The 23,607-nt window shown below is 60.7% G+C and carries 18 protein-coding genes; 10 read left to right on the top strand and 8 right to left on the bottom strand.

Features of this window, described 5'->3' with window-relative positions; translation table 11 throughout:
- Window positions 1-161 precede the first annotated feature (161 nt).
- Window positions 162-1,469 carry a (Fe-S)-binding protein gene (locus tag ROSERS_RS22995; RefSeq protein ID WP_011959142.1) on the bottom strand — a complete coding sequence of 436 codons (1,308 nt, stop codon included), beginning with the start codon at window positions 1,467-1,469 and terminating at the stop codon, window positions 162-164.
- 254 nt (window positions 1,470-1,723) lie between these two features.
- On the opposite strand from ROSERS_RS22995, the gene ROSERS_RS22990 reads away from it, so the two are divergent.
- Window positions 1,724-2,953 (top strand): trans-sulfuration enzyme family protein, encoded by a 1,230-nt coding sequence (locus ROSERS_RS22990; protein ID WP_011959141.1) that lies wholly within the window; start codon window positions 1,724-1,726, stop codon window positions 2,951-2,953.
- Window positions 2,954-2,964: 11 nt separating this feature from the next.
- Here ROSERS_RS22990 and ROSERS_RS22985 read toward each other — a convergent pair whose 3' ends face one another.
- Window positions 2,965-4,098, bottom strand: a complete 1,134-nt coding sequence (locus ROSERS_RS22985; protein WP_011959140.1) for a c-type cytochrome — start codon at window positions 4,096-4,098, stop codon at window positions 2,965-2,967.
- 214 nt (window positions 4,099-4,312) lie between these two features.
- On the bottom strand, window positions 4,313-5,563 hold the full coding sequence (gene kynU / locus ROSERS_RS22980; protein WP_011959139.1) for a kynureninase: 1,251 nt from the start codon (window positions 5,561-5,563) through the stop codon (window positions 4,313-4,315).
- Between the two features lie 354 nt (window positions 5,564-5,917).
- Here kynU and ROSERS_RS22975 point away from each other — a divergent pair, with 354 nt between their 5' ends.
- The 8 genes from ROSERS_RS22975 (at window position 5,918) to ROSERS_RS22940 (ending at window position 12,490) form a co-directional block, all read left to right on the top strand.
- The gene (locus ROSERS_RS22975; RefSeq protein WP_198136412.1) at window positions 5,918-7,000 is read left to right on the top strand and encodes an imelysin family protein; all 1,083 of its coding nucleotides are present in this window, start codon (window positions 5,918-5,920) and stop codon (window positions 6,998-7,000) included.
- A 67-nt stretch (window positions 7,001-7,067) separates the two neighbouring features.
- Window positions 7,068-9,407 (top strand): FTR1 family iron permease, encoded by a 2,340-nt coding sequence (locus ROSERS_RS22970; protein WP_011959137.1) that lies wholly within the window; start codon window positions 7,068-7,070, stop codon window positions 9,405-9,407.
- Window positions 9,408-9,422: 15 nt separating this feature from the next.
- The gene (locus ROSERS_RS22965) at window positions 9,423-9,731 is read left to right on the top strand and encodes a hypothetical protein (protein WP_011959136.1); all 309 of its coding nucleotides are present in this window, start codon (window positions 9,423-9,425) and stop codon (window positions 9,729-9,731) included.
- Window positions 9,732-9,744: 13 nt separating this feature from the next.
- A complete protein-coding gene (locus ROSERS_RS22960) occupies window positions 9,745-9,963 on the top strand; it encodes a hypothetical protein (RefSeq protein ID WP_011959135.1) in 219 nt (72 codons plus the stop codon).
- A gap of 51 nt (window positions 9,964-10,014) precedes the next feature.
- Window positions 10,015-10,824 carry a class I SAM-dependent methyltransferase gene (locus ROSERS_RS22955; protein ID WP_011959134.1) on the top strand — a complete coding sequence of 270 codons (810 nt, stop codon included), beginning with the start codon at window positions 10,015-10,017 and terminating at the stop codon, window positions 10,822-10,824.
- Window positions 10,821-11,141, top strand: a complete 321-nt coding sequence (locus ROSERS_RS22950; RefSeq protein WP_011959133.1) for a cupin domain-containing protein — start codon at window positions 10,821-10,823, stop codon at window positions 11,139-11,141. The genes ROSERS_RS22955 and ROSERS_RS22950 overlap by 4 nt, the downstream gene beginning before the upstream one ends.
- 52 nt (window positions 11,142-11,193) lie before the next feature.
- Window positions 11,194-11,667 carry a hypothetical protein gene (locus ROSERS_RS22945; RefSeq protein WP_011959132.1) on the top strand — a complete coding sequence of 158 codons (474 nt, stop codon included), beginning with the start codon at window positions 11,194-11,196 and terminating at the stop codon, window positions 11,665-11,667.
- Between the two features lie 19 nt (window positions 11,668-11,686).
- The gene (locus ROSERS_RS22940) at window positions 11,687-12,490 is read left to right on the top strand and encodes a YwiC-like family protein (RefSeq protein ID WP_011959131.1); all 804 of its coding nucleotides are present in this window, start codon (window positions 11,687-11,689) and stop codon (window positions 12,488-12,490) included.
- Window positions 12,491-12,502: 12 nt separating this feature from the next.
- Here the strand turns inward: ROSERS_RS22940 and ROSERS_RS22935 are convergent, their stop codons facing one another.
- From ROSERS_RS22935 to ROSERS_RS22915, 5 genes are all read right to left on the bottom strand, one after another.
- Window positions 12,503-13,108: a Uma2 family endonuclease gene (locus tag ROSERS_RS22935; protein WP_011959130.1), complete on the bottom strand. Its 606-nt coding sequence runs from the start codon at window positions 13,106-13,108 to the stop codon at window positions 12,503-12,505.
- 110 nt (window positions 13,109-13,218) lie between these two features.
- A complete protein-coding gene (locus tag ROSERS_RS22930; RefSeq protein ID WP_011959129.1) occupies window positions 13,219-15,654 on the bottom strand; it encodes a DUF3536 domain-containing protein in 2,436 nt (811 codons plus the stop codon).
- A gap of 3 nt (window positions 15,655-15,657) precedes the next feature.
- On the bottom strand, window positions 15,658-17,070 hold the full coding sequence (locus tag ROSERS_RS22925; RefSeq protein WP_011959128.1) for a LutB/LldF family L-lactate oxidation iron-sulfur protein: 1,413 nt from the start codon (window positions 17,068-17,070) through the stop codon (window positions 15,658-15,660).
- A 33-nt stretch (window positions 17,071-17,103) separates the two neighbouring features.
- Entirely contained in the window at window positions 17,104-17,847 is a 744-nt protein-coding gene (locus ROSERS_RS22920; protein WP_011959127.1) for a (Fe-S)-binding protein, read from the bottom strand.
- A gap of 668 nt (window positions 17,848-18,515) precedes the next feature.
- Window positions 18,516-20,708, bottom strand: a complete 2,193-nt coding sequence (locus tag ROSERS_RS22915; RefSeq protein ID WP_011959126.1) for a heterodisulfide reductase-related iron-sulfur binding cluster — start codon at window positions 20,706-20,708, stop codon at window positions 18,516-18,518.
- 964 nt (window positions 20,709-21,672) lie between these two features.
- On the opposite strand from ROSERS_RS22915, the gene ROSERS_RS22910 reads away from it, so the two are divergent.
- A complete protein-coding gene (locus ROSERS_RS22910; protein ID WP_232282718.1) occupies window positions 21,673-22,827 on the top strand; it encodes a transposase in 1,155 nt (384 codons plus the stop codon).
- Window positions 22,828-23,607 lie beyond the last annotated feature (780 nt).

Here is a 23,607-nt window from a genome sequence, read left to right as displayed (position 1 = left end):
AGGCATCAGGACACTCAGGCTCCCCCTTCTCCCCTTGCGTCGCACGCGGCGATGTATGACGCGATGGTTTCAGGCATCAGGATGCCCACACTCCCCCTTCTCCCCTTGTGGAAGAAGGGGGTTGGGGGGATGAGGGGCAAAGGCGCGTGGAGTGCGCCGCGTCATCGACGCCCGGCATCCTGTTCGCGACGGTACGATTCGTCGAGCACTTCGACGACGTGCATAACTCTGGCGTTCAAGCCCGTCTTGCGCACACCGGCGATCAACTGTAAATGGCAACCGGTATTGCTTGTGACCACCAGCGTCGCGCCGGTCGCCGCGACATCCTTCATCTTCGCATCGAGCACCTGATCGGCAATATCGGGTTGTGCAATGTTGTAGACGCCAGCGCTGCCGCAGCAACGATCAGGTTGACGCAGTTCGACCAGTTCCAGCCCTGGAACGGTGCGCAGCAGGTCGCGCGGCTGGCGCGAGACCCGCTGACCATGGCGCAGGTGGCATGAGTCGACATATGTTGCGCGTATGCGCATTTCACCACGCGGCGGACGGTGGAGATGATCGGCGAGGAACTCATTCACATCACGCACCAGCGACGCAAATCGCTGTGCGCGTTCTGCGTAGAGCGGATCGTCCGCCAGCAGATGCGGATACTCCTTCAGCGCCAGACCACACCCGCCAGCGTTGATAACAATTGCCGTCACATCTTCCGCCAGAAATGCATCGATATTGCGTCGCGCCAGCGCGCGCGCAGCATCGCGTTCGCCGATATGCACGTGCGCTGCGCCGCAGCACGTCTGCATCATCGGCGTGATCACCTCGAACCCATTGCGCCGCAGCACCCGTCGCGTTGCCTGATTGACCGGCGCCAGAAACGCTTCCTGCACGCACCCGATGACGAACGCTACCCGTCCGCGCCGTTCGCCGACCGGCGGAGCAGGCGCACTATAATCGACATAACGCGGCGTTAGCGGCGGGATGATCGCTTCCATAGCGCGAAGATGTGGCGGAAGCACATTCAGGCGGCGAACGAGACCCTGAAGCCCGGTCTTTTGATAGAGCCACAGCGCCGACGCCATCAGTTTCAAACGCCCGCGATGCGGCATCAACTGGTGCAGACCGATCCAGCGGAGCGCTCGTTCTGCAGGGGACGGAGCACGGTGATGCTCGACCAGTTCTCGCGCCGGTTCGAGCAGCGCCCCATACTGCACGCCGGAGGGACAGGCTGTTTCGCAGGCGCGGCACGCCAGGCAGCGGGTGATGTGGGTGGCAAAGGCGCCATTGATCCGATCTTCCGCGATCTTTCCTTCATGAACTGCCCGCATAAGCGCAATGCGTCCGCGAGGAGAGTCCATTTCTGTTCCGAACACGTCATACGTCGGGCAGGCTTGCAGGCAAAGACCGCAGTGGATGCACTGGTCCAGTTTTTTGCGATACTCCTCGCTGCGCAACAGTTCGATGATCTGGCTCATAACGCTCCTGGATGATCGTTACAGGTCAGGCGAGCACGCACCGACACACCAGCATCGCAGTGCGCGCTGCCAGCGTGTTCTATGACATACACACGCACGTTCAGGCATAACACAGACTGCCCCTGTTCTCGTAAAACCGGGAGATTCGATCAGGCTGCGGTTTCTGGGATGGTGTATCGATGCTTCTCACCATTGTACTACGAATCGGTCAAGGCATGATAAGATAGCAGCGTGTATTTCTCCGAGGGTATGCCATGAACGATGATCAACCCGACTGGTGTTTGCAGACCAGACTGGTGCATGCAGGCGAGCGCGCGCCGGCGCCCGGATCGACGCCGACTGCTACTCCCATCTACACGAGCGCAACGTATCTGCACCCCGATCTGGCGGCGCTCGACACAGCGCTTGAAAGCGGCAGCGGGTATGTGTACACCCGCTATGGAAACCCCACGGTGGCCGCCCTGGAAGAGGCGATGACGGTCGTTGAGCGCGGCGCGGGCGCGACAGCGTTTGCTTCCGGGATGGCGGCGCTGTATGCGGCGTTGCTGGCGGCAGGCACGCCGCGTGGTGCAACCGCGCCCGCGCCGCGCGCTATTCTGGCGGCGCGTGATATGTATGGCGCGACAACCCTGCTGTTGCAGGAGTTTTTCGCCGCGCGCGGAACACGGATCGTTACGTGTGATATGTGCGATCTGAACGCAGTCGATGCGGCGCTGGAAGCGCACCGTCCCGATGTGCTGCTGGTTGAGCAACTCTCCAACCCGCTCTTGCGCGTGATCGACATTCGGGCGCTGGCGCAGCGTGCACGGGCGGCAGGCGCTCGGCTGGCAGTGGATAGCACCATTGTGACGCCAGTGTTGCAGCAACCACTGACACTCGGCGCCGATCTGGTCATTCACAGTGCGACGAAATATCTCGGCGGGCACGGCGATGTCGCTGGCGGCGTGGTCGTGGCGCGCACCGGTCTGGTCCGTGACACGTTGCGGCGCCAGGCGCGGTTGCTGGGCGCATCGCTCGGACCATTCGAGGCATACCAGATTCTGCGCGGCTTGAAGACGCTGGCGCTGCGTGTGCGTCAGCAGTGTCGTTCCGCTGCTGAGATTGCAACCTGGTTGACCACCCACCCGGCGGTTGCAACCGTGCACTATCCGGGTCTTGCCAGCCATCCGCAGCATACGCTGGCAACCGAAATGTTTGGAGGGTTGTTTGGCGCGCTTGTCACGTTTGAGTTGCGCGCAGCCAACCGTGAGGCATTGCATCGTTTCTTCGATGCGCTGCGTCTCATTTTGCCCGCCACGACTCTCGGAGATGTCTACACCCTTGCCAGCGCGCCGTCCATCGCGTCGCACCGCGAACTGACGCCGGAACAGCGCGCCGAGCGCGGCATCAGCGATGGCATGGTTCGTCTCTCGGTGGGGATCGAAGAGACTGCTGACATCATTGCCGATCTGCGTCACGCGCTCGACCGCCTGATCGACATGTGATATGACACCTGTCACCTGTCCGTATGGCAGTGACTGCACGGCAGGTTTGGGTTTTCGCCGCCATGGGGCGCCTGAATGCGGTGCATGCTATGGCAGGTCGGGCATCCGACGCGGGAAGGCGAACCGCTGTGGCATGCGGAACATCTTGGGAAGCGCACATGCGGCATCCGAACGATACTCTGCGCGTGCTGGTCATGACAGGTCATGCATCCTGTGAAAACCCGCAGTTCTTCGGGAAGCGGCTCGTCCTGATTGGCGACAGGCGTGGTCGCCACCGGCGACGGTGGTTGCGTCGGCGCCGGCGCAGCGGTCGGAGGCGCCGCTCCGGTTGGCGATGGCGGGATCGTCGGTGTTACGGCGGTGGGTGATACTGTTGCCGGTTCGGGTGTCCCCTGCGGCGTGGATGGAGCGTTCGTCGGATTGGTCGCTGTTGTGGTACGATTGTCGGTCGATGGTGAAGCAGGAGGGGTTGGCGACAATGAACTGCCGGTCGCTGTTGCGGTGCGATTGTCGGGCGACGGCAAAGCGGGAAGGGTTGGCGACAATCCTCCAGGCGATGGTTCGACCGTTGCTGAGAGCGTTGGTGAAGGGGTGACGGTTTCCGATGCCGCTGGCAAAGGTTGTGTTGGTGATGATGTCGGGGAAGATGGCGGCATCGTGGGCGCCTGTGCAACCGTCGTCTGATCGAGGGTCAGCAGATACGCGGTCAGATCGGCAACATCCTGCGCACTCAATATCTCCGCAAAATCGCGCCCCACCACCCCGCGCGCCAGTCCTGCCTCGAACCCCGGTACAACATAATCGTCATGCACCAGGATCGACCGTCGGATATAATCGTCAGCCGGGACGCCAGGCATACGTGAGCCAGCGCGGAGCGCAATACCTGCCAGGTTCGGTCCGATACCGTCACCGGCAGCCGGATCGACGGAATGACATCCACGACAGGCGACGAAGCCAGCGATCGTGACATCACCGACAAAAATCGCTGCACCGCGCTGCGGATCGCCGGTTGGTTGCGCCACCGGTGATGGACTCGACTCAGGAACTGCGGCGTTCGGGGCGCCAGGCGCCATCTGGTTGGCAACCGCACCGCATCCGGCAAGCAGGATCAACCAGAGGATCAACACCTTTGCCGCATGTCGCATCGATCGTCTCCTTCTCTTCGTGGCGTTCCACAGCGAAGATAGAAGAAAACCGCGCATGGCGGCGATACAGAGCGTTTACCTGCTGTAAATGATATGCAATATGTTTAAGAGTGTGTAAAGAAGATAATAGGTTGCGCGTGGGACAGCGTCACACTGCGGGCAGGCGATGAGATGGCGGTCGCCTGCCCGGATATCTGCTTGCAGGACTACTTTTCTACGTCACCGGTTTGAGGCGGTGAAACTCTTCGCGATCCCAGGCGCGCGATTCGAGAATGTGCAACAGACGGTTAACTGCGTCCCAGACATCGACAAAGCGGAGGTAGAGCGGCGCAAACCCGAAGCGCACAATATCCGGCGCGCGGAAGTCGCCGATAACATTGGCGGCGATCAACGCCTGCATCAGGGCGTATCCCTGGGGATGACGGAAACTGACCTGACTCCCACGGATGGCGTGATCGCGCGGGGTCACGAGTTCAAGACCATACCCGGCGCACCGCATATCGACCAGATGAATGAACAGATCGGTGAGCGCCAGCGATTTTGCCCGCACCTGCTGCATATCGGCTTCGAGCAGCAGATCGACGCCGCATTCGAGCGCCGCCATACTCAGGATCGGCGGTGTACCGCACAGGTAGCGACCGATCCCCGGCGCCGGCTCATAGATCGATGTGAATGCAAACGGCTCGGCATGCCCCATCCATCCCGAAAGCGGCTGACTGAACAGCGGTTGCCACCGGCGCGCAACGAACAGGTAGGCAGGCGCTCCAGGACCGCCGTTGAGATATTTGTAGCCGCACCCGACCGCAAAATCGACGCCGGCGCTGTTCAGATCTACCGGGATCGCTCCCGCAGAATGCGCCAGATCCCACAGCGTGAGTGCGCCACAGGCGTGCGCCTGCTGCGTCAGGGCGGGCAGATCGAACATACGCCCCGTCTTATAGTTGACGTGCGTCAACATCAATACTGCAATCTGATCGTCCAGGTATTCCGCGATCCTTTCACCATCCACCATCCGCAGTTCATACCCGCCGCCGAGATGCTGGATCAACCCCTGCGCAATGTAGAGATCGGTCGGGAAATTATCGCGCGTCGAGAGGATTACCCGGCGACCGGGATTCAGGGTAAGCGCAGCCGCCAGGGTCTTGAACAGATTGATCGATGTTGAGTCGGTGCAGATCACTTCATCTGGATGCGCTCCGATCAGGCGGGCGATCTTTGCGCCGATACGCGCCGGCGCGTTGATCCAGTCGCATGCCGTCCATCCCTTGATCAGCGTGCGCCCCCATTCTTCATTCACCGTCTGATGCATTCGCTCGACGGTTCGTTTTGGCAGTGGACCGAGTGAGTTGCCGTCCAGATAGATCAGGTTGTCGGGAATATGGAAGCAATCGCGGAAGTGCGCCAGCGGATCGGCGGCGTCGCGCGCCACGAGCGCAGCACGAGAGATAGGTGGGCTTTGCGACATGATGATACTCTCCTATCCAGATGCGGGCGCCGGTCGCAAGACGGCGGCAGCCTCGCCGACGTGTGTCTGCATTGCGGCAGAGCGCTCTATGCGGAGCGAGTCGCGGATTCTTCGGGCGCAAAGCGTGGGCGACATTATAGCACGAGCGAGGTTGAGCAATGCAAACGTTGTGTCGGTCTATTTTCACTGTTTTATCTTGACAAATCGATTTTATTAGGATATGCTAACCAACATCATGCGATGGATCGATATTCTGCATCACGTCCTGTCGAACCGCTTCAGGCGGTGGCGTAAGGCGCGGTATCGGGCGTCGCATTGGTGAAGCAAAAGGTCTGTCCAGAACAGGAAACCATGATGAACCACGTGTCTCGCCTTCTGGTTGCCAGTTTCCTCACGCTTGCAATAGTCGCCTGCGGGCAGGCGCCGATGCCAGCGGCGACGCCGGCTGCGACTGCCGCAACATCCGACCTCAGCGGCATAAAGACCTATCTGCTCGAACAATGCCGTGCACTCACCGGGGCGGCGACAGAACTCCAGGTCGCGTCTGATCGCTACTATGCCCTTGCCGGTGAAGTCGGATTCGATTACGCAGTCCTGTGGAGCACGCGCAGAGAAGCGGCGATTGCCGCGATCGAAGACGCTCGCGCCGCCTGGATGAAAGCCAGTCCGCTGTACGAAAAGATGGAAGGCATTGTCGCCGGAACTCCCAGCCTGGCACAGTTCGATGTTGATCTCGATGCGGGCGCAGCAGGCGTTGATGATCCAGAGAATGCCGTGTCGTTCGACCTGAAGTTGCCGGACGGTCGTGTGCTGCCCAAACCCGGCAATCTCTTCGGTGTCACAGAGAGCACGCTGTGGGGAACCGAACCGGCGTATGGCACAGATGTCGCTGCTGACTGGAATGGCGATGGCGTGATCGCCTTTGGCGAAACGCTGCCGGATGCCAGTGTTTTGAAGGGAAGCGTTGACATGCTGGCTCAGATGGCGAACGATCTTCAGGCGGCCGCTCAAGCCTGGACGCCGACCGAATCGGATGCGTTTACCGCGCTGGTGGTCATGGTGCCGACGATGAGTGAATATTTCGCGTCCTGGCGCGACTCGCGCTTCGTTCTGGGGGATGCTTCAACGCAACGAGACTTCAACGTCATTTCGCGTCTGGCTGACATCCAGGACATCCTCGGCGGGTTAGAGGTCGTCTACGCGCAGGTTCGTCCGCGAGTCGAAACGGTCGATGCCGCTCAGGCGAATCAGATCGCAGAAGGACTGCGCGATCTCAGAGCGTTCGTTGCCGACATCTACGCGCAGGAGCAGGGCGGCAGGCGCTTTACTCCCCAAGAAGCCGATCTGCTCGGTGCAGAAGCTCAGAATCGGGCGACTGCGATCACCGGTCAGATCAGTCAGGTTGCCGGTGTGCTTGGCATCCGTATTGTCGAGTAACAGCGAGGTGAGTTGGTCGAAACATCGCGAGCGTCGAACCCGAATGATGCAGTAATTCGAGGGAGTAATGCGTCGGTTATCTTTCTGGACAGCGCTTTTTGTCCTTCTCATGCTGCTGACGGTGCGTGTGGCGCAGGCGCAACAATCGCCGTCGCCCGGACAGGCAGCGGAAACCATTCGTAGCACGCTGGTTCAGATTCAGTTGCGTATGCGCGACGATCCGGCGGGCGCGCGCGTGCGCCTTGACTCGATTCGTACACGGTACACGACGACGCTGGCGCCAGCAATCGCCGCATATGCCGCGCAATCCGATGCGCACGCGCGCGCTGGCTTCTCTCTTGCCGATCAGGCGCTGGTTGGCGGAGATGAGGCGGCATTTGCCGCTGCTCGCGCGCAGATATGGACGGCGATCCTTGCTGGCGGATATCAGGTTGTGATCGGTTCGCTCCAGGCAGGAGAGGTCGAGCAGGCGCAACAGTGGCTGGCAGTGCGCGAGTTTCGCCATGCAACGCGCTTTTCGCGCCCGAATGCCGATGCCACGCGCGCGATCCATGAAGTCGCCAGGCGGGGTGCTCCTGTAACCGATGCAATTCTGGCGGTACAGGCGGATCTGTTTGATACATACCAGGCGCGCCTGAACGAAGCGCTGGCAACAGTTCGCGCCGTTGATGCGCGCGGCTTCACTGCGCGACGCGCTGAAGCAGGAGCGCTCGCCGAAGGGTATTTTTCCATTCTTGCGCCTGCTTATGCAGAGCAGCGGGGCGAAACTGCCGCCGCAACGGTGCGTGCGCTGTTTGCGGCGTTGCGCCAGGCAACGCAGTCGGGTGACGATGTGGCAGGTGCGTTGACAGAGGTCGAGCAGGCGCTTCGTGGCTTTCGCGCTGCTCCTCTAAGCCCCGCAGAACAAAAGCGGCGCAGCGGACAGATGCTCCGTTTCTTGCGGCTTGTGCCGGTTGAATACGGACGTGGGGTGCGCAATGGTCAGGTAACCATTGATCTCGAAATTCGGGAAGCAATCACCTTTCATGCCGGTGCTGCCGCTGCATTTGCCGATCTGCGCGATCTGCTGGAACAGCGTGACCCTGGTGCCGCCGGTCGAGTCGCCCGGCAGTTCGATGAACTCGGTCAGATGCTTGCCGCTGCCGGAAGCCGCAGTGCAGTGGCTGACCCGTCGGACGTCGATGCCATAACCGCTGCTTTGCTGACCGATCTTGCGATCCTTCTGCCGCAGGAGTGGCAGAAGCAGGACAGCGGCGCCGATTTCGACGTCATTCGAACCGCGCTCGATCAGATGGAGCAGGCGGTCAGGGCTGGCGAGTACGAACTTGCCGAGTCGGCGCGCCTTGAAGCATACGCCGTGATGGAAATTGGACCGGAGGCGAAGTTGATCGCCTTTGCGCCGCAGTACAAACCGATCATCGAGGGATATTTCTGGTATGGACAGGGTGACCACAGCGGGCTGGCATTCCTGATCGAACGGAGAGCGTCAGCAGATGAGATTGCCGCCACGCGCGCCGCACTCGATCAGGCGCTTACCGAAGCCGAGCAGGCGCTGGCAGGAAGCAATGCGCCTGCCGCTGTTGCAACCAATGCTGCGATTATTGTCTTTCGTGAAGGATTGGAAGCCGTGGTCATCCTTGCATCATTGATGGGAAGCCTGAAAGTTGGCGCTCAGCGTCGCTTCCGCATTCCTCTCTGGATCGGTGCAGCAGTGGCGCTTGCCGCAACGGTCGTGACCTGGATGGTTGCTCAGGGTGCGTTGATGGCAATGGCGCGTTTGGGTGAGATGCTTGAAGCGATCGTGTCGCTCATCGCGGTTGCTGTGCTCTTGTTGATCACCAACTGGTTCTTTCACGATGTGTACTGGAAAGACTGGATGGCTGCGTTTCATCAGCGGAAAAAGCGCATCCTCGGCGGGCATGCCGGTCAGTGGCTCGGACTGATCACGCTTGGTTTCGCCAGTATCTACCGGGAAGGATTTGAGACGGTGCTCTTCCTTCAGGCGTTGACGCTCGAAGGTGACGCAATGGTTGTGCTCGTCGGCGTTGCGCTGGGTCTGGCGGGAACATTGCTGGTCGGACTGGCGGTGTTCGTGATGCAGGCGAAACTGCCGCACAAGAAGATGCTGATCGTGACCGGTATTCTGATCGGCGCCGTGCTGCTGCAGATGGTGGGGAAAACGGTCAATGTGTTGCAAGTCATCGGCTGGTTGCCGCTCCACCCGATTCGCTGGCTGGAGTTGCCGTACTGGACGGGATTCTGGTTCGGGTTGTATCCGACGTGGGAAGGGATCGGGTTGCAGGCTGCGGCAGCTATCTTCGTCATCGGCAGTTACTATCTGGCGGAATACATGCAACGACGGCAGCGTCGAATCGCGCTGGCATCGGAGATAGCGCCGCGCGGTTGAAATCGTGGGGCAGGGATGATGATCGCAGGCGTGTTCGCTGATCCGGGTGCGGGGATTGACTGGATCGCCCTGATCCAGATCGCACTGGCATTCGCTCTGCTATCGGTCTGTTGCTGGTTGATCGGGGTAACCCTGCAGGCGCGGCGGCAGAACCGTCGCAGGCAGCGTCGCGCTGCAACCGAGACCACCGCTCCCGACCCGGCTCGACTGCCCGCTGCTTCCCGGCGTCAGCGCTGCTGTCCGTTGACCGACATCGATCCACTTGACGCAGATCACCCGTCTGATCCTGCCCGGCATCGCTCGATCTCCGGGGATCTCTCGTAGGAGGATACTGCATATGATCAGGGTTATACCGCGCAATCGCCGCCTCACAGCGCTTGTCGATCAGTTGCTCGATGAGGAACTCTCCCGGCTCTCCGTTGATCCTCAGATCGGCGGTGTCTCACTGTCGCCTTCAGCGCGCGCTGCGGTTGTTGAGATTGTGACCCGTACCATCGAACGTGTCGCACGAGAAGAGACGACAAACACCGTGTCTCCTGTGCGTCATTGCGCCTGAGGATGAGCCAGTGCGGTTCTTTGTGAAGTGTAGCCAGAAGGGGGATATGTTATGGCAGAGGAAACATACGTACCCGGATCGAACCTGGATATCGCAAAGATGCCTGGGCACTGGTTGCTGGCACGGATGGGAAAGCGTGTGCTGCGCCCCGGTGGAATAGAACTGACGCGGCGTATGCTCGACACGCTGGCAATCGGTCCGAACGACCATGTCGTAGAGTTTGCGCCAGGGCTGGGAGTAACGGCGCGTCTGACGATCGCGCGCCAGCCTGCATCATACACCGGTATCGAGCGGGATGCAGCGGCGGCGACAGCCGTGCAAAAGTTCCTGACCTCTCCCCACTACCGCTGCCTGACGGGAAGTGCTGAGGAGTCAGGGCTAGAGGATGGATCGGCGACGGTCGTATACGGCGAAGCGATGCTGACAATGCATACACAAGGTCAAAAGGCGCGCATCGTGCGCGAAGCGTACCGCATATTGCGACCCGGCGGACGGTATGGTATTCATGAGCTTGGATTGACACCTGACAATCTCAACGACGAGAAAAAGGACGCAATACTACGAGACCTTTCTGCTGCAATCCACGTTGGCGCCCGACCGTTGACTTCCTCGGAATGGCGAGCAGTACTGGAAGCGGAGGGTTTCCAGGTGCAGGCTGAGCACACTGCGCCCATGCATTTGCTGGAGCCAGCCCGTATGCTTCAAGATGAAGGTCTGGGACGGACGCTGCGAATCGTTTTCAATATCCTGCGTACCCCGCAAGCGCGCCAGCGCATCCTGACGATGCGCCGCGTCTTTCGCGCCTATCAGGATCACTTGATGGCGATCTCGCTGGTAGCGGTTAAACCGGAGGTCGTATGAATGCCACAACGTTTCTTGATCTGGCGGAGCAGGTTACTATTCCTGAAGACGGTACAATCAGTCGCACACTCTATCAGGACAGCGGGTTGAAGGTGGTGGTGTTCGGCTTTGCAGCCGGGCAGGAATTGTCGGAGCATACGTCTTCTTCGCCAGCCATCATGCATTTCATCCAGGGCGAAGCGCAGGTGACGCTGGGAACCGATAGGATCGATGCGCGTCCCAATACCTGGGTTCATATGCCAGCGCATCTGCCCCACAGTATTCATGCGAAGACGCCGGTCATTATGCTGCTGCTCCTGTTGAAAGGTTCCCAATGACGCCATCGGTGCATTGCGGCTTGTCTCTGCGTGGTGCGGAAAGGCTCGTCTGGTGCTGTATCTGACCATTCTCACGCTGCACAACCTGATGCGATGGGTGGTTTTGCTGGCAGGGTTGTGGGCGCTGTATCGCGCCTATCGTGGCTGGATTGGCGCCCATCCATGGACTTCTGATGACCGACGTGCTGGACGCTGGTTCGCGCTGGCGCTTTCGCTCCAGTTGCTGATCGGCGGCGTCTTTTATTGTCTGCCAGAGTCTGTTGCCTGGCTGGCATGGACGAATCCGGAGACGGTCACGCGCGAGCCTTCACTCCGCTTTTTTGTGGTAGAGCACACGGTACAGATGTTCGTCGCTCTCAGCCTGGCGCATGCAGGGAGTGCGCTCGCGCAGAAGGGGCGCAATGACATCCAGCGTCATCGACGGGCGGCGCTCTTGTTCTCGATCAGTCTTCTCATCACATTTGTTGCTATCCCCTGGCCCTGGTCACCATACGAACGTCCACTTGTGCGGTTGGGATGGGGATGATAGATTTTGGAGGGTGCGTATGGCAGAAGCAACGACCGGTCCGGTTCGTCTTCGCCCCATCGCTCTGCCCGTCGAGCATGGCGGATGGGGATTTCTTGGCGCGCCCATCGTACTTGGTCTGTGGGTTGCGCCATCGGTCGCCGGAATCTGGCTCGGTCTGGCGGCGCTGGGCGCTTTTCTCATGCGTCAACCGTTGAAACTTGCGCTGGGCGATCGACAGCGCGGCAGGCGGTATCCGCGCACCGTGTGGGCGGAGCGGTTCGTTGCGCTGTATGGCGCTGGCGCTCTGACGGCGTTGCTGATCGCCTGGTTGACAACGGCGCATCCGTTCTGGTTGCCGCTCCTGCTGGCGGTTCCGTTCGCAATTGTGCAGTTGCGCTATGATCTGCTCAAGCAGAGTCGCTCACTGCTGGCAGAAATATGTGGCGCCAATGCGCTTGGTGCGCTTGCGCCCGCGATAGCGTTGTGCGGTGGATGGCGGATGACGCCGGCGTTTTTGCTCTGGCTCTTGCTGGCGCTCAAAGCCACCAGCGCTATCATCTACGTGCGCGCCCGGATTCGTCTGGCGCGTGGTGTACCTGCCGGTCGCGCACCGGTCTATCTGACTCATGCTGTCGCGCTGGCGCTCGTTGTCGGGTTGGCTGCGATAGACCTCGTTCCCTGGCTGGCGGGCGCTGTATTTGGTGTGTTGCTGCTGCGGGCTGTGCTTGGGTTGCTCCCGCGTAGTCTGGCGACGCCGACGCCAATCGTGGGGGTGCAGGAACTCGGTATGAGTTTTCTGACCGTCGCAGGCATTGCGGTGGGTTTCCAGATGGGTTTGTAGACTGCGGTTGCCTTACCCCTGGAAGAAGCGTTCGACCGGCACGGGCAGGGTGACCACTGACGACGGCAGGCGCGCCTGCCCGCGAAAGACGCCGTGTGAGCGATACCCGCCCTGTTCGAGCGTCAGAAGTTCCACCGTCTGCGCGCCGGGATCGACGATCCAGTACTCACCCACGCCCGCCCGCGCATAAGCGTCCTGCTTTTCGCGCCGGTCATACCCCGCCGTGCCGGGGGAAAGGATTTCAACGACCAGGTCGGGCGCGCCGATAATGCGACTGGGGGTGATGCGATCGAGATTGGCGCTGAGAATGACCACAATATCCGGCTGCACGACCGTATCCGGCGCCAGTTCGACATCGACCGGTGCTGCGAAGACTCGTCCCAACCCCGCAAACTCAACGTGAGTCACGAGAAATGTCACCAGTCGAGCGCTGACACTTTGATGCCCGGTGCCGGGGGCTGGCGTCATATAGAGCACTCCTGCGATGATTTCGTACCGGTTCCCGTCGTCGGGGAGCGCCGCATAGTCGGCATACGTCCAGCGTCCCTGGGGCGGACCGACGAGGGGGGCGGCAGCCGTGACAACCGGCAGGACGTCGAGCGGAACGGACGTCGTCATAGCGCTCTCCTTTCGGCGTGTTGCTCAAGGCATTGTAGCACACGCACGCGTGTCCGTCTGGAAGGGTAGAGTTCTTGGGAGCAATCGGCGGTTCGGCGCGTGCCGGCGTCTTATCGACCATACCCGGACATACTGATGCCGAGCAGGGTTGCGGCGGTCGCAAAACGCTCCGTCCAGATTCGTGCGCGCTGATCGCCTGCGCGTGCGCGCGCTGCCAGTTCGGCGTAGTGGGTTGCGCGGATGGCGAAGACATCATTCTGGGCGCGCCACAGATCGATCGCAAAGGGCAGCGCGCGCACCAACCGCGCCAGATTCAACAGGCGGTCGAACAGTACGGACGACTCCGGATCGGTCAGGAGACGCGCAGTTACCTGTTCAATGGAGCGGCGCAGTTCGCCAATCAGCGGCTCACGCGCCAGCGACACCCCCGCGCGATGCGCCGAGTCGATCAACGACCGCGCCCGCTCGAAGTCGGGAGGGTCTGCCGTGAGCGCCCGATAGATCGCCATGCTCATGGCGTACTCCGCGGCTGTGGCGACTTCGGGCGGCAGCGGGATGCCCTGGTTGGTCAGGAACGAAATCAGCGGCGTATGGCGGTCGTAGAGCCGCTGGTAGGCAGCGGCAGTCTCTTCGAGGGCGGGCGCCAGGATCGCCCGAACAATAGCCCGCTGTTCATCATAGAAGACCGACTTGAGCGAGTAATCGAGGCGCCCGAAATGCCGCGTCAGCGTCTGCACAACGTCGGCGAGATCGGCGCGTTCGAACGCTGGCGAAATGGTGTGCAGCAGATCGGCGTAACTCTCAGCGCCATCCTCGGTGCGCACGGCGCCGATCAGGTTCTGGTCGCCGAGATGCAGCACGCCGTAACGCAGTTCCGCCGATTCGAGCGTAATCGTTGATGTGACTCGCGCCACTCCCAGCGCCAGTTTTGCATGCCCGGCTTCCATTACCCGGTGGCGTCGCTGCTCGACGGTGTAGCAGTAGACCCGCTGTGGATCGGTCTGGATGTTGAACAGCGACGTCGCGGCATAGTGCGCCGCCACCTGGCGCAGGTCGACCACGTGCGGCAGAACCAGTTGTTCGTAGACGCCGCGACCGTTGACAAACTGCGGTATGTTACTGGGCGCTTCCGCAAGCCGCCGCAGGAACTCTGGTTCCAGATCGTCGCCGTCGAGCGCACGTGCAAGCTGAATTGCGCGCGCGGCGTAGTGCAGCACCTGGACCGTTTCAATCCCCGATAGTTCGGCGAAGAACCAGCCGCAACTGGTGTACATCAGCATTGCCTGGCGCTGGATCTCAAGCAGATGCAACACTTCGATCCGTTCTTCGGTGTTCAGTTCACGGGTCGCATGCTCGGCAAGGAACGCATTAACCGACTCAGGTGATCGGTCGAGCACAACACGGATGTAGTCGTCACGCGCAGTCCATGGATCGAACAGCAATCGCTCGGCGGCAGTCTCGAACCGCGCTGCGAGGGTATCGCGCAACCAGTCGAGCGCGGCACGGAGCGGCGCACGCCAGGTTTGCTTCCATCCCTCGCGCCCTCCGGTGCTGCAACCGCAGTCGCTTCGCCAGCGCTCGATACCGTGGAAGCAACTCCACGAGGTGCGTTCAGCGATCTGCACTTCGTGCGTTGGTGGATGAAGGGTCAGAAACGCAGCATAGTTTGTCAGACGCGCCAGGCGCTCGCGTTCGAGATAGTGGAGCGCATATGCCAGCGCCATATCACCGCGGGGATGGTGGTGTCCGTAGGTCTCACCATCGGTAGCAATGTGCACCAGTTGCGGTCCCATGCGCTCGTGGAACCCGCCGATCAGGCGATGGGCGAAGTTGTCGCCATTGTAGAGCAATCCCTCGAATGCGACTGCGCGCGAGATATGACCATTGTAGAAAAAGATGGCAATTGTGCGTCCCGACGGCAGATGCTGAAGATACGGCATCGTCGTATCAATTTTTCCGCCGCTCGCATCCTGCCAGGTCGTTGCGCCAATCTTCCGAACGGCGCGCGCCTGATAGGGCGACAGGATGGTGAAGCGAATACCGCACTCCGCCAGCGTTTCGAGCGTTTCGATATCGACGGCTGTTTCCGGGAGCCACATACCCTCCGGCATCCGTCCAAAGCGGCGCTCAAAGTCACGGATCCCCCAGATTACCTGCGTCCGCTTATCGCGCCGGTTTGCCAGCGGCATGATCATATGGTTGTACGCCTGTGCGATGGCAGACCCATGACCGGCGAAGAGCGTCCTGCTCTGCCGGTCTGCCTCGATGATCGCGTGATATGTTGCAGGAACGTACTTTTCGAGCCAGGCGAGCAGGGTGGGACCGAAGTTGAAACTGATTCGACTGTAGTTGTTGACGATCTGAATGATCCGACCGTCGCCATCAAGAATGCGCGACGCCGTGTTGGGCGTGTAGCATTCGGCGGCGATGCGCTCGTTCCAGTCATGGTATGGATGGGCTGAGTGTTGGGGCGCTATAGTTTCAAGCCACGGATTTTCTCGCGGCGGCTGGTAGAAATGTCCATGAATGCAAACGTAGCGTTCCACTCCTCACTCCTGCTTCTTCCGCTCTTCCCACAGTTCGGTGAACGTCTTTGGCGCAAACGGTGGAAAATCGCGTTGTTTCGTCCATCCGTCGAGCGGCGGCGGCAACCATCGCACCGGTCCATTCCGCCCAAGCAGGCGGGTGCCGAGAGATGCCATCTTCCCACCCAGGCGATAGAACGCCGGGTTGGTCATCACCTGGCGCCAGCCGAACATCGCCAGCGGTTCATAAACCTCGAATTTGCCGTTTTTCACCGCATCGGCGCGCAGGCGCAGCAACAGGTCGGGAATGGCGATCCTGACCGGGCACGCCCATTCGCACGCGCCGCAAAGACTGGAAGCGTGCGGCAGTTTGTGCGCGTCGGGAAGATCCGGTTGCAGCAGCGGGGTCAGGATCGCGCCGATCGGACCGGAGTAGACCCCGCCATACGCATGCCCGCCGATTGACTGGTAGACCGGACAGGCATTCAGGCAGGCGCCACACCGAATGCACATCAGCGCCTCAGCATATGGTCCGCCAATGATCTCCGAGCGGCGATTATCGAGCAGCACCAGGTGGAACTCATCTGGTCCATCCGGTTCGTGCGGGCGGCGCGGTCCGCTGATGATCGAGGTATACACCGAGAGGCGCTGCCCGGTTGCCGAGCGCGCGAGCACCTGCAACAACACACCCAGGTCATCAAGGCTCTCACAGATGCGCTCGATCCCCATAATAGCGACATGGATCCGTGGCGCAGTCGTCGTCAGGCGCGCGTTGCCCTCATTTTCGACGATGACGATCGCCCCTTCGTTCGCCACGCCGAAATTGACCCCGCTGATGCCCATATCCGCCTGGAGAAAGCGCTGCCGCAGAACGGTGCGCGCTGTGCGGGTCATTGTCGGGATGTCATCAGTCGGCTCCATGCCCAGATGGTGCACGAACAGGTCGCGCACCTGCTCGCGGGTCTTGTGAATTGCTGGCGCAATAATGTGAGATGGCGTCTCACCAGCAAGCTGGATGATATACTCTCCCAGATCGGTTTCAATGACTTCCAGCCCCGCCTGTTCGAGCGCCTCATTGAGATGGATCTCTTCCGACGCCATCGACTTTGATTTGACAATCGTGCGCACCCCACGCCGCCGGGCGAGATCGATGATGTACTGGCGCGCAGCGGCGCCATCCTCCGCCCAACAAACGTGCCCGCCGTACCGTTCGACATTTTCGGCAAGACGAACCAGCAGTTCATCGAGGCGCGCCAGCGCCCCGGCGCGAATGGCGCGCGCCTGATTGCGCAGCGCCTCGAAATTATCAACATCGGCGACGGCTCGCGCGCGATTGCCAGTGAAGCGAGTCGTCGCTCGCTCCAGAGCAGTTTGCAGTAACGGATCGTGCAACGCGCCATCCACCCGCTCAACGAAAGCAATCGTCTGTGACGACATACCTGTACGCCTCTCTCGTTGCTATTCGAACCCCTAAACCCTTACCCGATTTGCCAGCACTTCGGCGAGGTGACACGCTCGCACCCGTGATTTCGACCGACTGAGACCGCCAGCGATCTGTGTCATACAACTTGCGTCGCCGGTGACGACCAGATCGCACCCACATTCCGTGATGTGCGTCAATTTACGGTGCAGCATCGCTTCGGAGATCTGATGTTGCTTGACTGCGAACAGACCGCCGAAGCCGCAGCATTCGTCGCTTCCCGGCAGGGCGACGATCCGCGCGCCAGCGACATGATCAAGCAACGTGCGCGCCTGTCGTCCCAGCCCCATGTAGCGCATCCCGTGGCATGCATCGTGAAACGCGATGACGCCATCGTATCGCGCGCCGACATCGGTAACGCCGAGAACATCGACCAGATACTCGCTCAACTCATAGGTGCGGCTCGCCAGTTCTTTTGCTGCCGCTGCGTGGCGAGTGCCATGAAACAGTTCGTGGTACAGATGGCGAATCATCGATCCGCATGATCCGGAAGGGAGCACCACATCCCCCTGATTGCGCAGGATCTCGATGGTTCGTCCCGCAACGGCATAGGCATCGTCGCGGAACCCGGCATTGAACGCCATCTGCCCGCAACACGTCAGTCCACGAGGGACGTGCACCTCGACCCCCTGGCGTTCGAGCAGTTCGGCAGCGGCGAACCCAATGTCGGGATAGATCTGATCGACGATGCAGGTAACGAATAACGCGGCACGTCGGCGCGGCTGCGCGGTCATCAATGACCTCTTCTCTTGCTGATACAAAACTCTTCCAGATCGCATTATAACAAATGTCGCCAGGTGTGGCGCGCGACGCTGGCTCTCATAGAACTCTCATCTTCCGGTTGCATCCTTTGAACCGTCTGGCGCGTCAATCATGGTGAATATAGATGTCGCGGCGGTTATCAACTATCAGCAAGAACAGATTATTGACCAGACCGACAGCGAATACCGCCGCCATATCCCCTCTTTCACGGTCGCTCACAAGCGACCGTTTTTTGGTTGGCTGAGAATGACAACATGCTATGGAAGTTCGTCCTGATCCAACACGTGGCGTGGGCTTCCGGCAGGAATGCTGTATCGCCGGTGGCGCATCAGACGGCAAGAGTGAGCTGGCGCCCGCAGCGGAAAGCGCGAACGCCGCATCATCGGCAGCGCCGGTGGCGCACCAGACGGCAGGAGCGTACCCACACCCGCAGCGGAAAGTGCGAACGCCACATCATCGGCAGCGCCTGTTTCGCGGCAGAAATGTGGAAGGGGCGCGACTGCGCCCGCGTGGAAAGCGGATCGAGGTCACGCCCCGGTGTGAACGCCCCCAGTTGAACGACCGTACTCTCCGTTCCCAGTTCTCAAGTTCTCAGTTCCTGGTTCCTGGTTCCTGGTTCCTGGTTCTCGGTTCCTGGTTCTCAGCTCTCCCCATCCAGCGACTCGAGCAGCAATTCCGCCATATCCTTCCGTGCCAGTTGCTCATCGACACCGGCATTCTTTGCTGCGTCCTCGAACATGACCATGCAGAACGGACATGCGAGCGCCAGCGTTTGCGGTTTCTCTTGCATCAACTGCTCCAGGCGGATTGCATTGACGCCACGCTTGCCCCATCCTTCCATCCAGACATTGCCGCCGCCGCCGCCGCAGCACATCGCCCGTTCACGGTTCCAATCCGGCGCTTCGACGAGTTGCACGCCAGGAATGGCTTGCAGCACTGCGCGCGGCGAGTCGTAAATATCATTGTAGCGCCCGATATAGCATGGATCGTGGTAGACGACCTTCTGATTGATCGGTCGTTTCGGTGTGAGTTTCCCTTCGCGCACCAGTTGCGCCAGCAAGTCGGTATGGTGAACGACCTGATAATCGATGCCAGCGCGCCCGCCAAATTGCGGATACTCGTTCTTGATCGTATTGAAACAGTGTGCGCAGGTTGTCACGATCTTCTTGAACCTGTACTGATGCATGGTTTCGATATTTGTCTGCGCCTGTGCCTGGAACAGGAGTTCCTCTCCCATGCGGCGCGCCGGGTCGCCGGTGCAACTCTCCTCCTCGCCGAGGATCGCAAAATCGACGCCAGCGCGGGTCAACAGTTGCACCATCGCGCGGGCGACACGTTTCGAGCGCTCATCATAGGCGGGGGCGCATCCGACCCAGTACAGCACCTCGGCGCTCTCCTTCTCCGCCATCGTCGGCACGTCCAGCCCATCCGTCCAGGCAGTGCGCTCACGTGCTGGCAGGCGCCACGGATTGCCAGCGCGTTCGATGCCTTCCAGCACACGCTTGACATTCGAGGGCACCTCACTCTGGATCATGGTCAGGTTGCGCCGCACATCAACGATCAGGTCGACATGTTCGATCATTGCCGGGCACTCTTCCATACAGGCGCGGCATGTCGTACACGACCAGATCTCGTTCTCGGTATAGATTCCGTGTTCGACCAGCGGCAGCGTCTCGCGGTCACCCTCGATCGTTGCATAGACCGGCGTGCGCTCGGCGATTGGTTTAGGCGCTTCGTTATACTGGTCGGTGCTCAAAACCGTATGCGCCCGCCCCAGGCTGCCGTCGTGCAACAGCACCGGTTCGCCGCGTTGCAGGTTCGCCATTTTGGTGATCAGGAACTTGGGCGACAGTTGTGATCCCGAAGCGTATGCCGGACACTTCGACTGACACCGCCCGCACTGCATACAGGCATCGAAATCGAGCCGCTGTTTCCAGGTGAAATCCGCCAGCGTCGCCACACCGAGGCGCGGTTCGTCCTTCTCGATTTCGGCTTCCAGATTGGGAATGGGAGTCAGCGCCCCTTTTGGCTCCAGATCGCGGAAGAATGTGTTGAGCGGCGTATAGATGATGTGCTGAAGTTTCGAGAACGGTATCGACGCAATGAACGCGAACGATGCCAGCGTGTGACTGAACCAGAAGAACAGGTGCAACCCCAATCCGACCGGACTCCCATCGCCGAGACCGATGTTGCGAAACAGGATCGCCAGTCCATAGCCGACAAACGCACGCGGCGCCCAATCCTGGGTGAACACCGGCACGCCGCCGATCGTCTGGTTCGCCAGCCGCAACCCCTCGATAAAGTACCCGCTGAAGCCGATGTACCCCAGCACTGCCAGCGCCCACAGATCGGTGCGCCGGTTGTGCAGCCGGTCGGGGTATCTGGTGTAGCGACGGTACGCCATCCAGATCAGACCGGCGATAAAGAGCAACCCCATGAAATCCATGATCAGCTCATAGTTCTTGTAGAACTCACCGACCAGGATTTTCCCGGCGTTCTCTCCCATAAGCGGCACGGTAAAATCTTCTTCGACGGCGATGATGTCGGTGCCGATAAAGAGCGCGATGAAACCGAAGAAGACGATGGCATGCATAATGCCCGGTCGCCGGTCTTTGAGCGTCTTTTTCTGCCCGAACACCTGCACTACGAACTCGACTGCGCGTTTGCGGAGGTTGTCGATCCGCATATCGGGGCGCCCTTTGCGCCAGCGATTGACGTCGCGCAGCACTCCCCACGTCATCACCGCCAGCACGATGAGCGCAGAACCATACACCGTCAGCGAGCCGACCGTCTCGCCAACATTCCAGTAAATCTCACGGAAGGCTTCGGTCATACGGAGCTCCCCAGGGCCTCATGGCCAGAAACAAGAGATGGTCGCACAAAACCGGATCATCACCGCTCATTGAGGATTGCCGCCGCTCTGCGGAAGCGCTGCGCTGTTCTGTCCGAATGATAGCAGATGAGTCAACGCCGGTGCAGCATATCACGTAGAGCGCACCGCGTCAAAACGGCGCATACAATACACAGGACGTGGACAAATGCTTTACGCGAGTGTCCTGTGTAGACCATTGTCATTATGGCATATCGTCTCATCGCATGGGGAGAAGAGGCAACGTCAGGGGGTTAAAGATTCGTAACCAGTTTCTGGCGTGGGGCCAGGTGTCAGCCAGACGGTCAAAGAATGCCTGTTCGTCGCGCCATCCCATGGCAACCATCTCTCTGTCAGGTAGTTTCTTTCTGGCAACAGCGTATCATTACGGGGATGATCTGCCAATCGGAACGCCGCAATTCCCTTCACATCAAAGCTGGTAGAACACGATGCCTGCCTCAGACAGTATCACAACGCGGTAGACGTGCTTCAGATTTGCCTCTATCCCGCAGTGCAGGATAGGGGTCGAGGGTGAGGACGGATTGCCCATCGCAACACCAGAAAACGCATCTTTGCTCAAATGTTCTGTCCACCCCTAAACTTGTGGGAGAAGGGGGTTGGGGAGAGCACAGGTATAGGTTTTTTGGGAAGCCCCTGCGTGCCATCTCCCGTTTCAGGCATCTGGACGCCCAAACTCCCCCTTCTCCCCTTGTGGGTTGAAAGGGGGGGGATTCGCAGGCAGATTGTCAACCGTTTCCGTTCCACCGAACGCACGGGCCGATCCGTCGGTATCATGATCATGGAAGGATCGCGAGACACGGAGGATGGAATGGCCCGCACGCCCACGGAACGGTTGCTGCAGCAGCAGATCCAGACCCTCTTCCCGCGCTTGTCGCGTCACTGGCGCCGCGCCCTGGCCCGCTGGGTCTTGGGCGCCCTCTTGGCGGGGAGCGCCAATCGTCCCGCGCTGGCGCCGGCGCTCGCCACTGCCGGGATCGCCCGCGCCGCCACCCTGGCGGACGCCTGGGACGCCTGGATCGCCGCCCCGGCCCATCTCATAAACACCGCCGACCCACCTGCGGCGGGTGCGCCACCGGTGGTCAGTCCGCTGGCGTGCGGCGCCGACCTGCTCCGCTGGATTCGCGCGCACTGGACCGGCGGACCGCTCGTGCTCGGGCTGGATGCCTCCCATCGGCGCGCTGACGTCGTTCTGCTGCGCATGAGCGTCCTCTATCGGGGCGCTGCCCTGCCGGTCGCCTGGGTGATCGTCCCGGCGAACCAACCGGGCGCGTGGGAACCGCACTGGGAGCGGATGCTGCGCTGGGCCCGCAGCGCGCTGCCGCTCGACCAGGAGGTCCTCACGCTGGCGGATCAGGGGTTGTGGAGCCCCCGGCGGTGGCACGCCATCCGGTCGCAGCAGGTCCATCCCATCATGCGGGTGCGTCCCACGTCGACCTTCGCGCCGACCGGTCAGGTGCGCCAGTCGGTGCTGCGTCTGGCGCCCGGACCGGGGCATGGATGGGTGGGCGCGGGGGTCGCCTTCACGCACGCACCCAAGCGGATTGCGGGCACGCTGGCGGTGGCGTGGGGCGCCGGCCATGCGGAACCGTGGGTGCTGCTGACCGATCTGCCGCCCGCGCGGGTGGATGCCGCGTGGTATGCCCTGCGCAGTTGGGACGAGGCGGGCTTCCGCCAAAGTACGTCGATGGGCTGGGACTGGCAACGCGGTCAGGTGACGGACCCGGATGCGGTGGCCTGGCAGTATCTGGTGGTGGCGACGGTCACGCGGTGGACGGTGGCCGTCGGCACGCGGATCGACGATGCAGAACCGCAGGGGGTTCCGCCCGGTCGCTTGCGGCGGGCGCCGCCGACGACGGGCGCACCGCTGCGCCGTCGCTGGAGCGGCACGGCGCAGCGGGTGATCAGCCTGCTCCGGCGGGGGGCAGGTCGGCGCCTGCGCTGGTTGCTGGCGCAAGGGCGTTGTTGGGTCCGCTTGTGGTTGCGCCCGGAGCCCTTGCCCAAAATAGGTGACAGCGTAACCATGCATATCTATGACCCGTCCCAATGCCTGAAATCGCCCTAAATCCCCCCCCTTTCAACCCCGTGTGGGGGAAAGGGGTCGGGGGGATGAGGGGCAAAAGCGCACGGGAATAAAGAACGCAGGGAGAGGCAGAAACCTCTCCCCGCGTCACCGATGGCGATCATGTGCGGTGATGCACCATCACTCCTTTACCGGGATTCTGGTCTCCCCGACATGATCATGGACAGGAAGAAGACGGTAGCAACGATGAGCACGATGGTGAAGAAAGCCGCCAGAAACACGCCCATAGTCGACCTCCCTGGATAATAATGGTATTTTCCGGGAAATCCGATCTATTTCTTCATAAAAGAACTCATCGCTTGCAGTTCCCAGTATATCACAAACCTCACGGCGGCGCAAGGCAACGTGAGGTTTGATAACCCGGTTTTATGCCTGTTTTTTACACTTCTAACACATATCAAACACAATTCTAACACAATGAGAAGAAGCCTGTATTCTTATCCCGTCGTCGGATGATTTTTCCTGACGAGGGGTTGTCATGTTCCCGTCACAGAGACGAAGATAGAAGGGGTTCTTTCTTTCACGGGAGGCAGGAAACCGATTGTCTCTCTCCGAGAACCATGTCCGTGCGCGGCGCCGCCCTCTCCTGCCCGCATAATTTGTTCACTTTTTGCCGTCGGGCTGATGGAAATTGAGCATTATAGCAGTTCTCAGATACGTTGAACCCTGTCTGGGAGCGCCGTGTCGCGCGAGGCGCCCGCTTGCAGCGACAGGCGCAGCCCCGTCCAACAGGATTTGTGAGAACTGCGCTCCCCATCTCCG

The organism is Roseiflexus sp. RS-1 (assembly GCF_000016665.1).
In the GTDB taxonomy this organism is placed as follows: Bacteria; Chloroflexota; Chloroflexia; order Chloroflexales; family Roseiflexaceae; genus Roseiflexus.
Note: the sequence above shows the minus strand (reverse complement) of the source record. Positions and strands in the feature narration are given on the sequence as shown.

Bases quoted from the DNA above. Each gene is read 5' to 3' on its own strand.
- ROSERS_RS22995 (WP_011959142.1), bottom strand. From the start codon at position 1,469: ATGAGCCAGATCATCGAACTGTTGCGCAGCGAGGAGTATCGCAAAAAA.
- ROSERS_RS22990 (WP_011959141.1), top strand. From the start codon at position 1,724: ATGAACGATGATCAACCCGACTGGTGTTTGCAGACCAGACTGGTGCAT.
- ROSERS_RS22985 (WP_011959140.1), bottom strand. From the start codon at position 4,098: ATGCGACATGCGGCAAAGGTGTTGATCCTCTGGTTGATCCTGCTTGCC.
- kynU (WP_011959139.1), bottom strand. From the start codon at position 5,563: ATGTCGCAAAGCCCACCTATCTCTCGTGCTGCGCTCGTGGCGCGCGAC.
- ROSERS_RS22975 (WP_198136412.1), top strand. From the start codon at position 5,918: ATGAACCACGTGTCTCGCCTTCTGGTTGCCAGTTTCCTCACGCTTGCA.
- ROSERS_RS22970 (WP_011959137.1), top strand. From the start codon at position 7,068: ATGCGTCGGTTATCTTTCTGGACAGCGCTTTTTGTCCTTCTCATGCTG.
- ROSERS_RS22965 (WP_011959136.1), top strand. From the start codon at position 9,423: ATGATGATCGCAGGCGTGTTCGCTGATCCGGGTGCGGGGATTGACTGG.
- ROSERS_RS22960 (WP_011959135.1), top strand. From the start codon at position 9,745: ATGATCAGGGTTATACCGCGCAATCGCCGCCTCACAGCGCTTGTCGAT.
- ROSERS_RS22955 (WP_011959134.1), top strand. From the start codon at position 10,015: ATGGCAGAGGAAACATACGTACCCGGATCGAACCTGGATATCGCAAAG.
- ROSERS_RS22950 (WP_011959133.1), top strand. From the start codon at position 10,821: ATGAATGCCACAACGTTTCTTGATCTGGCGGAGCAGGTTACTATTCCT.
- ROSERS_RS22940 (WP_011959131.1), top strand. From the start codon at position 11,687: ATGGCAGAAGCAACGACCGGTCCGGTTCGTCTTCGCCCCATCGCTCTG.
- ROSERS_RS22935 (WP_011959130.1), bottom strand. From the start codon at position 13,108: ATGACGACGTCCGTTCCGCTCGACGTCCTGCCGGTTGTCACGGCTGCC.
- ROSERS_RS22925 (WP_011959128.1), bottom strand. From the start codon at position 17,070: ATGTCGTCACAGACGATTGCTTTCGTTGAGCGGGTGGATGGCGCGTTG.
- ROSERS_RS22920 (WP_011959127.1), bottom strand. From the start codon at position 17,847: ATGACCGCGCAGCCGCGCCGACGTGCCGCGTTATTCGTTACCTGCATC.
- ROSERS_RS22915 (WP_011959126.1), bottom strand. From the start codon at position 20,708: ATGACCGAAGCCTTCCGTGAGATTTACTGGAATGTTGGCGAGACGGTC.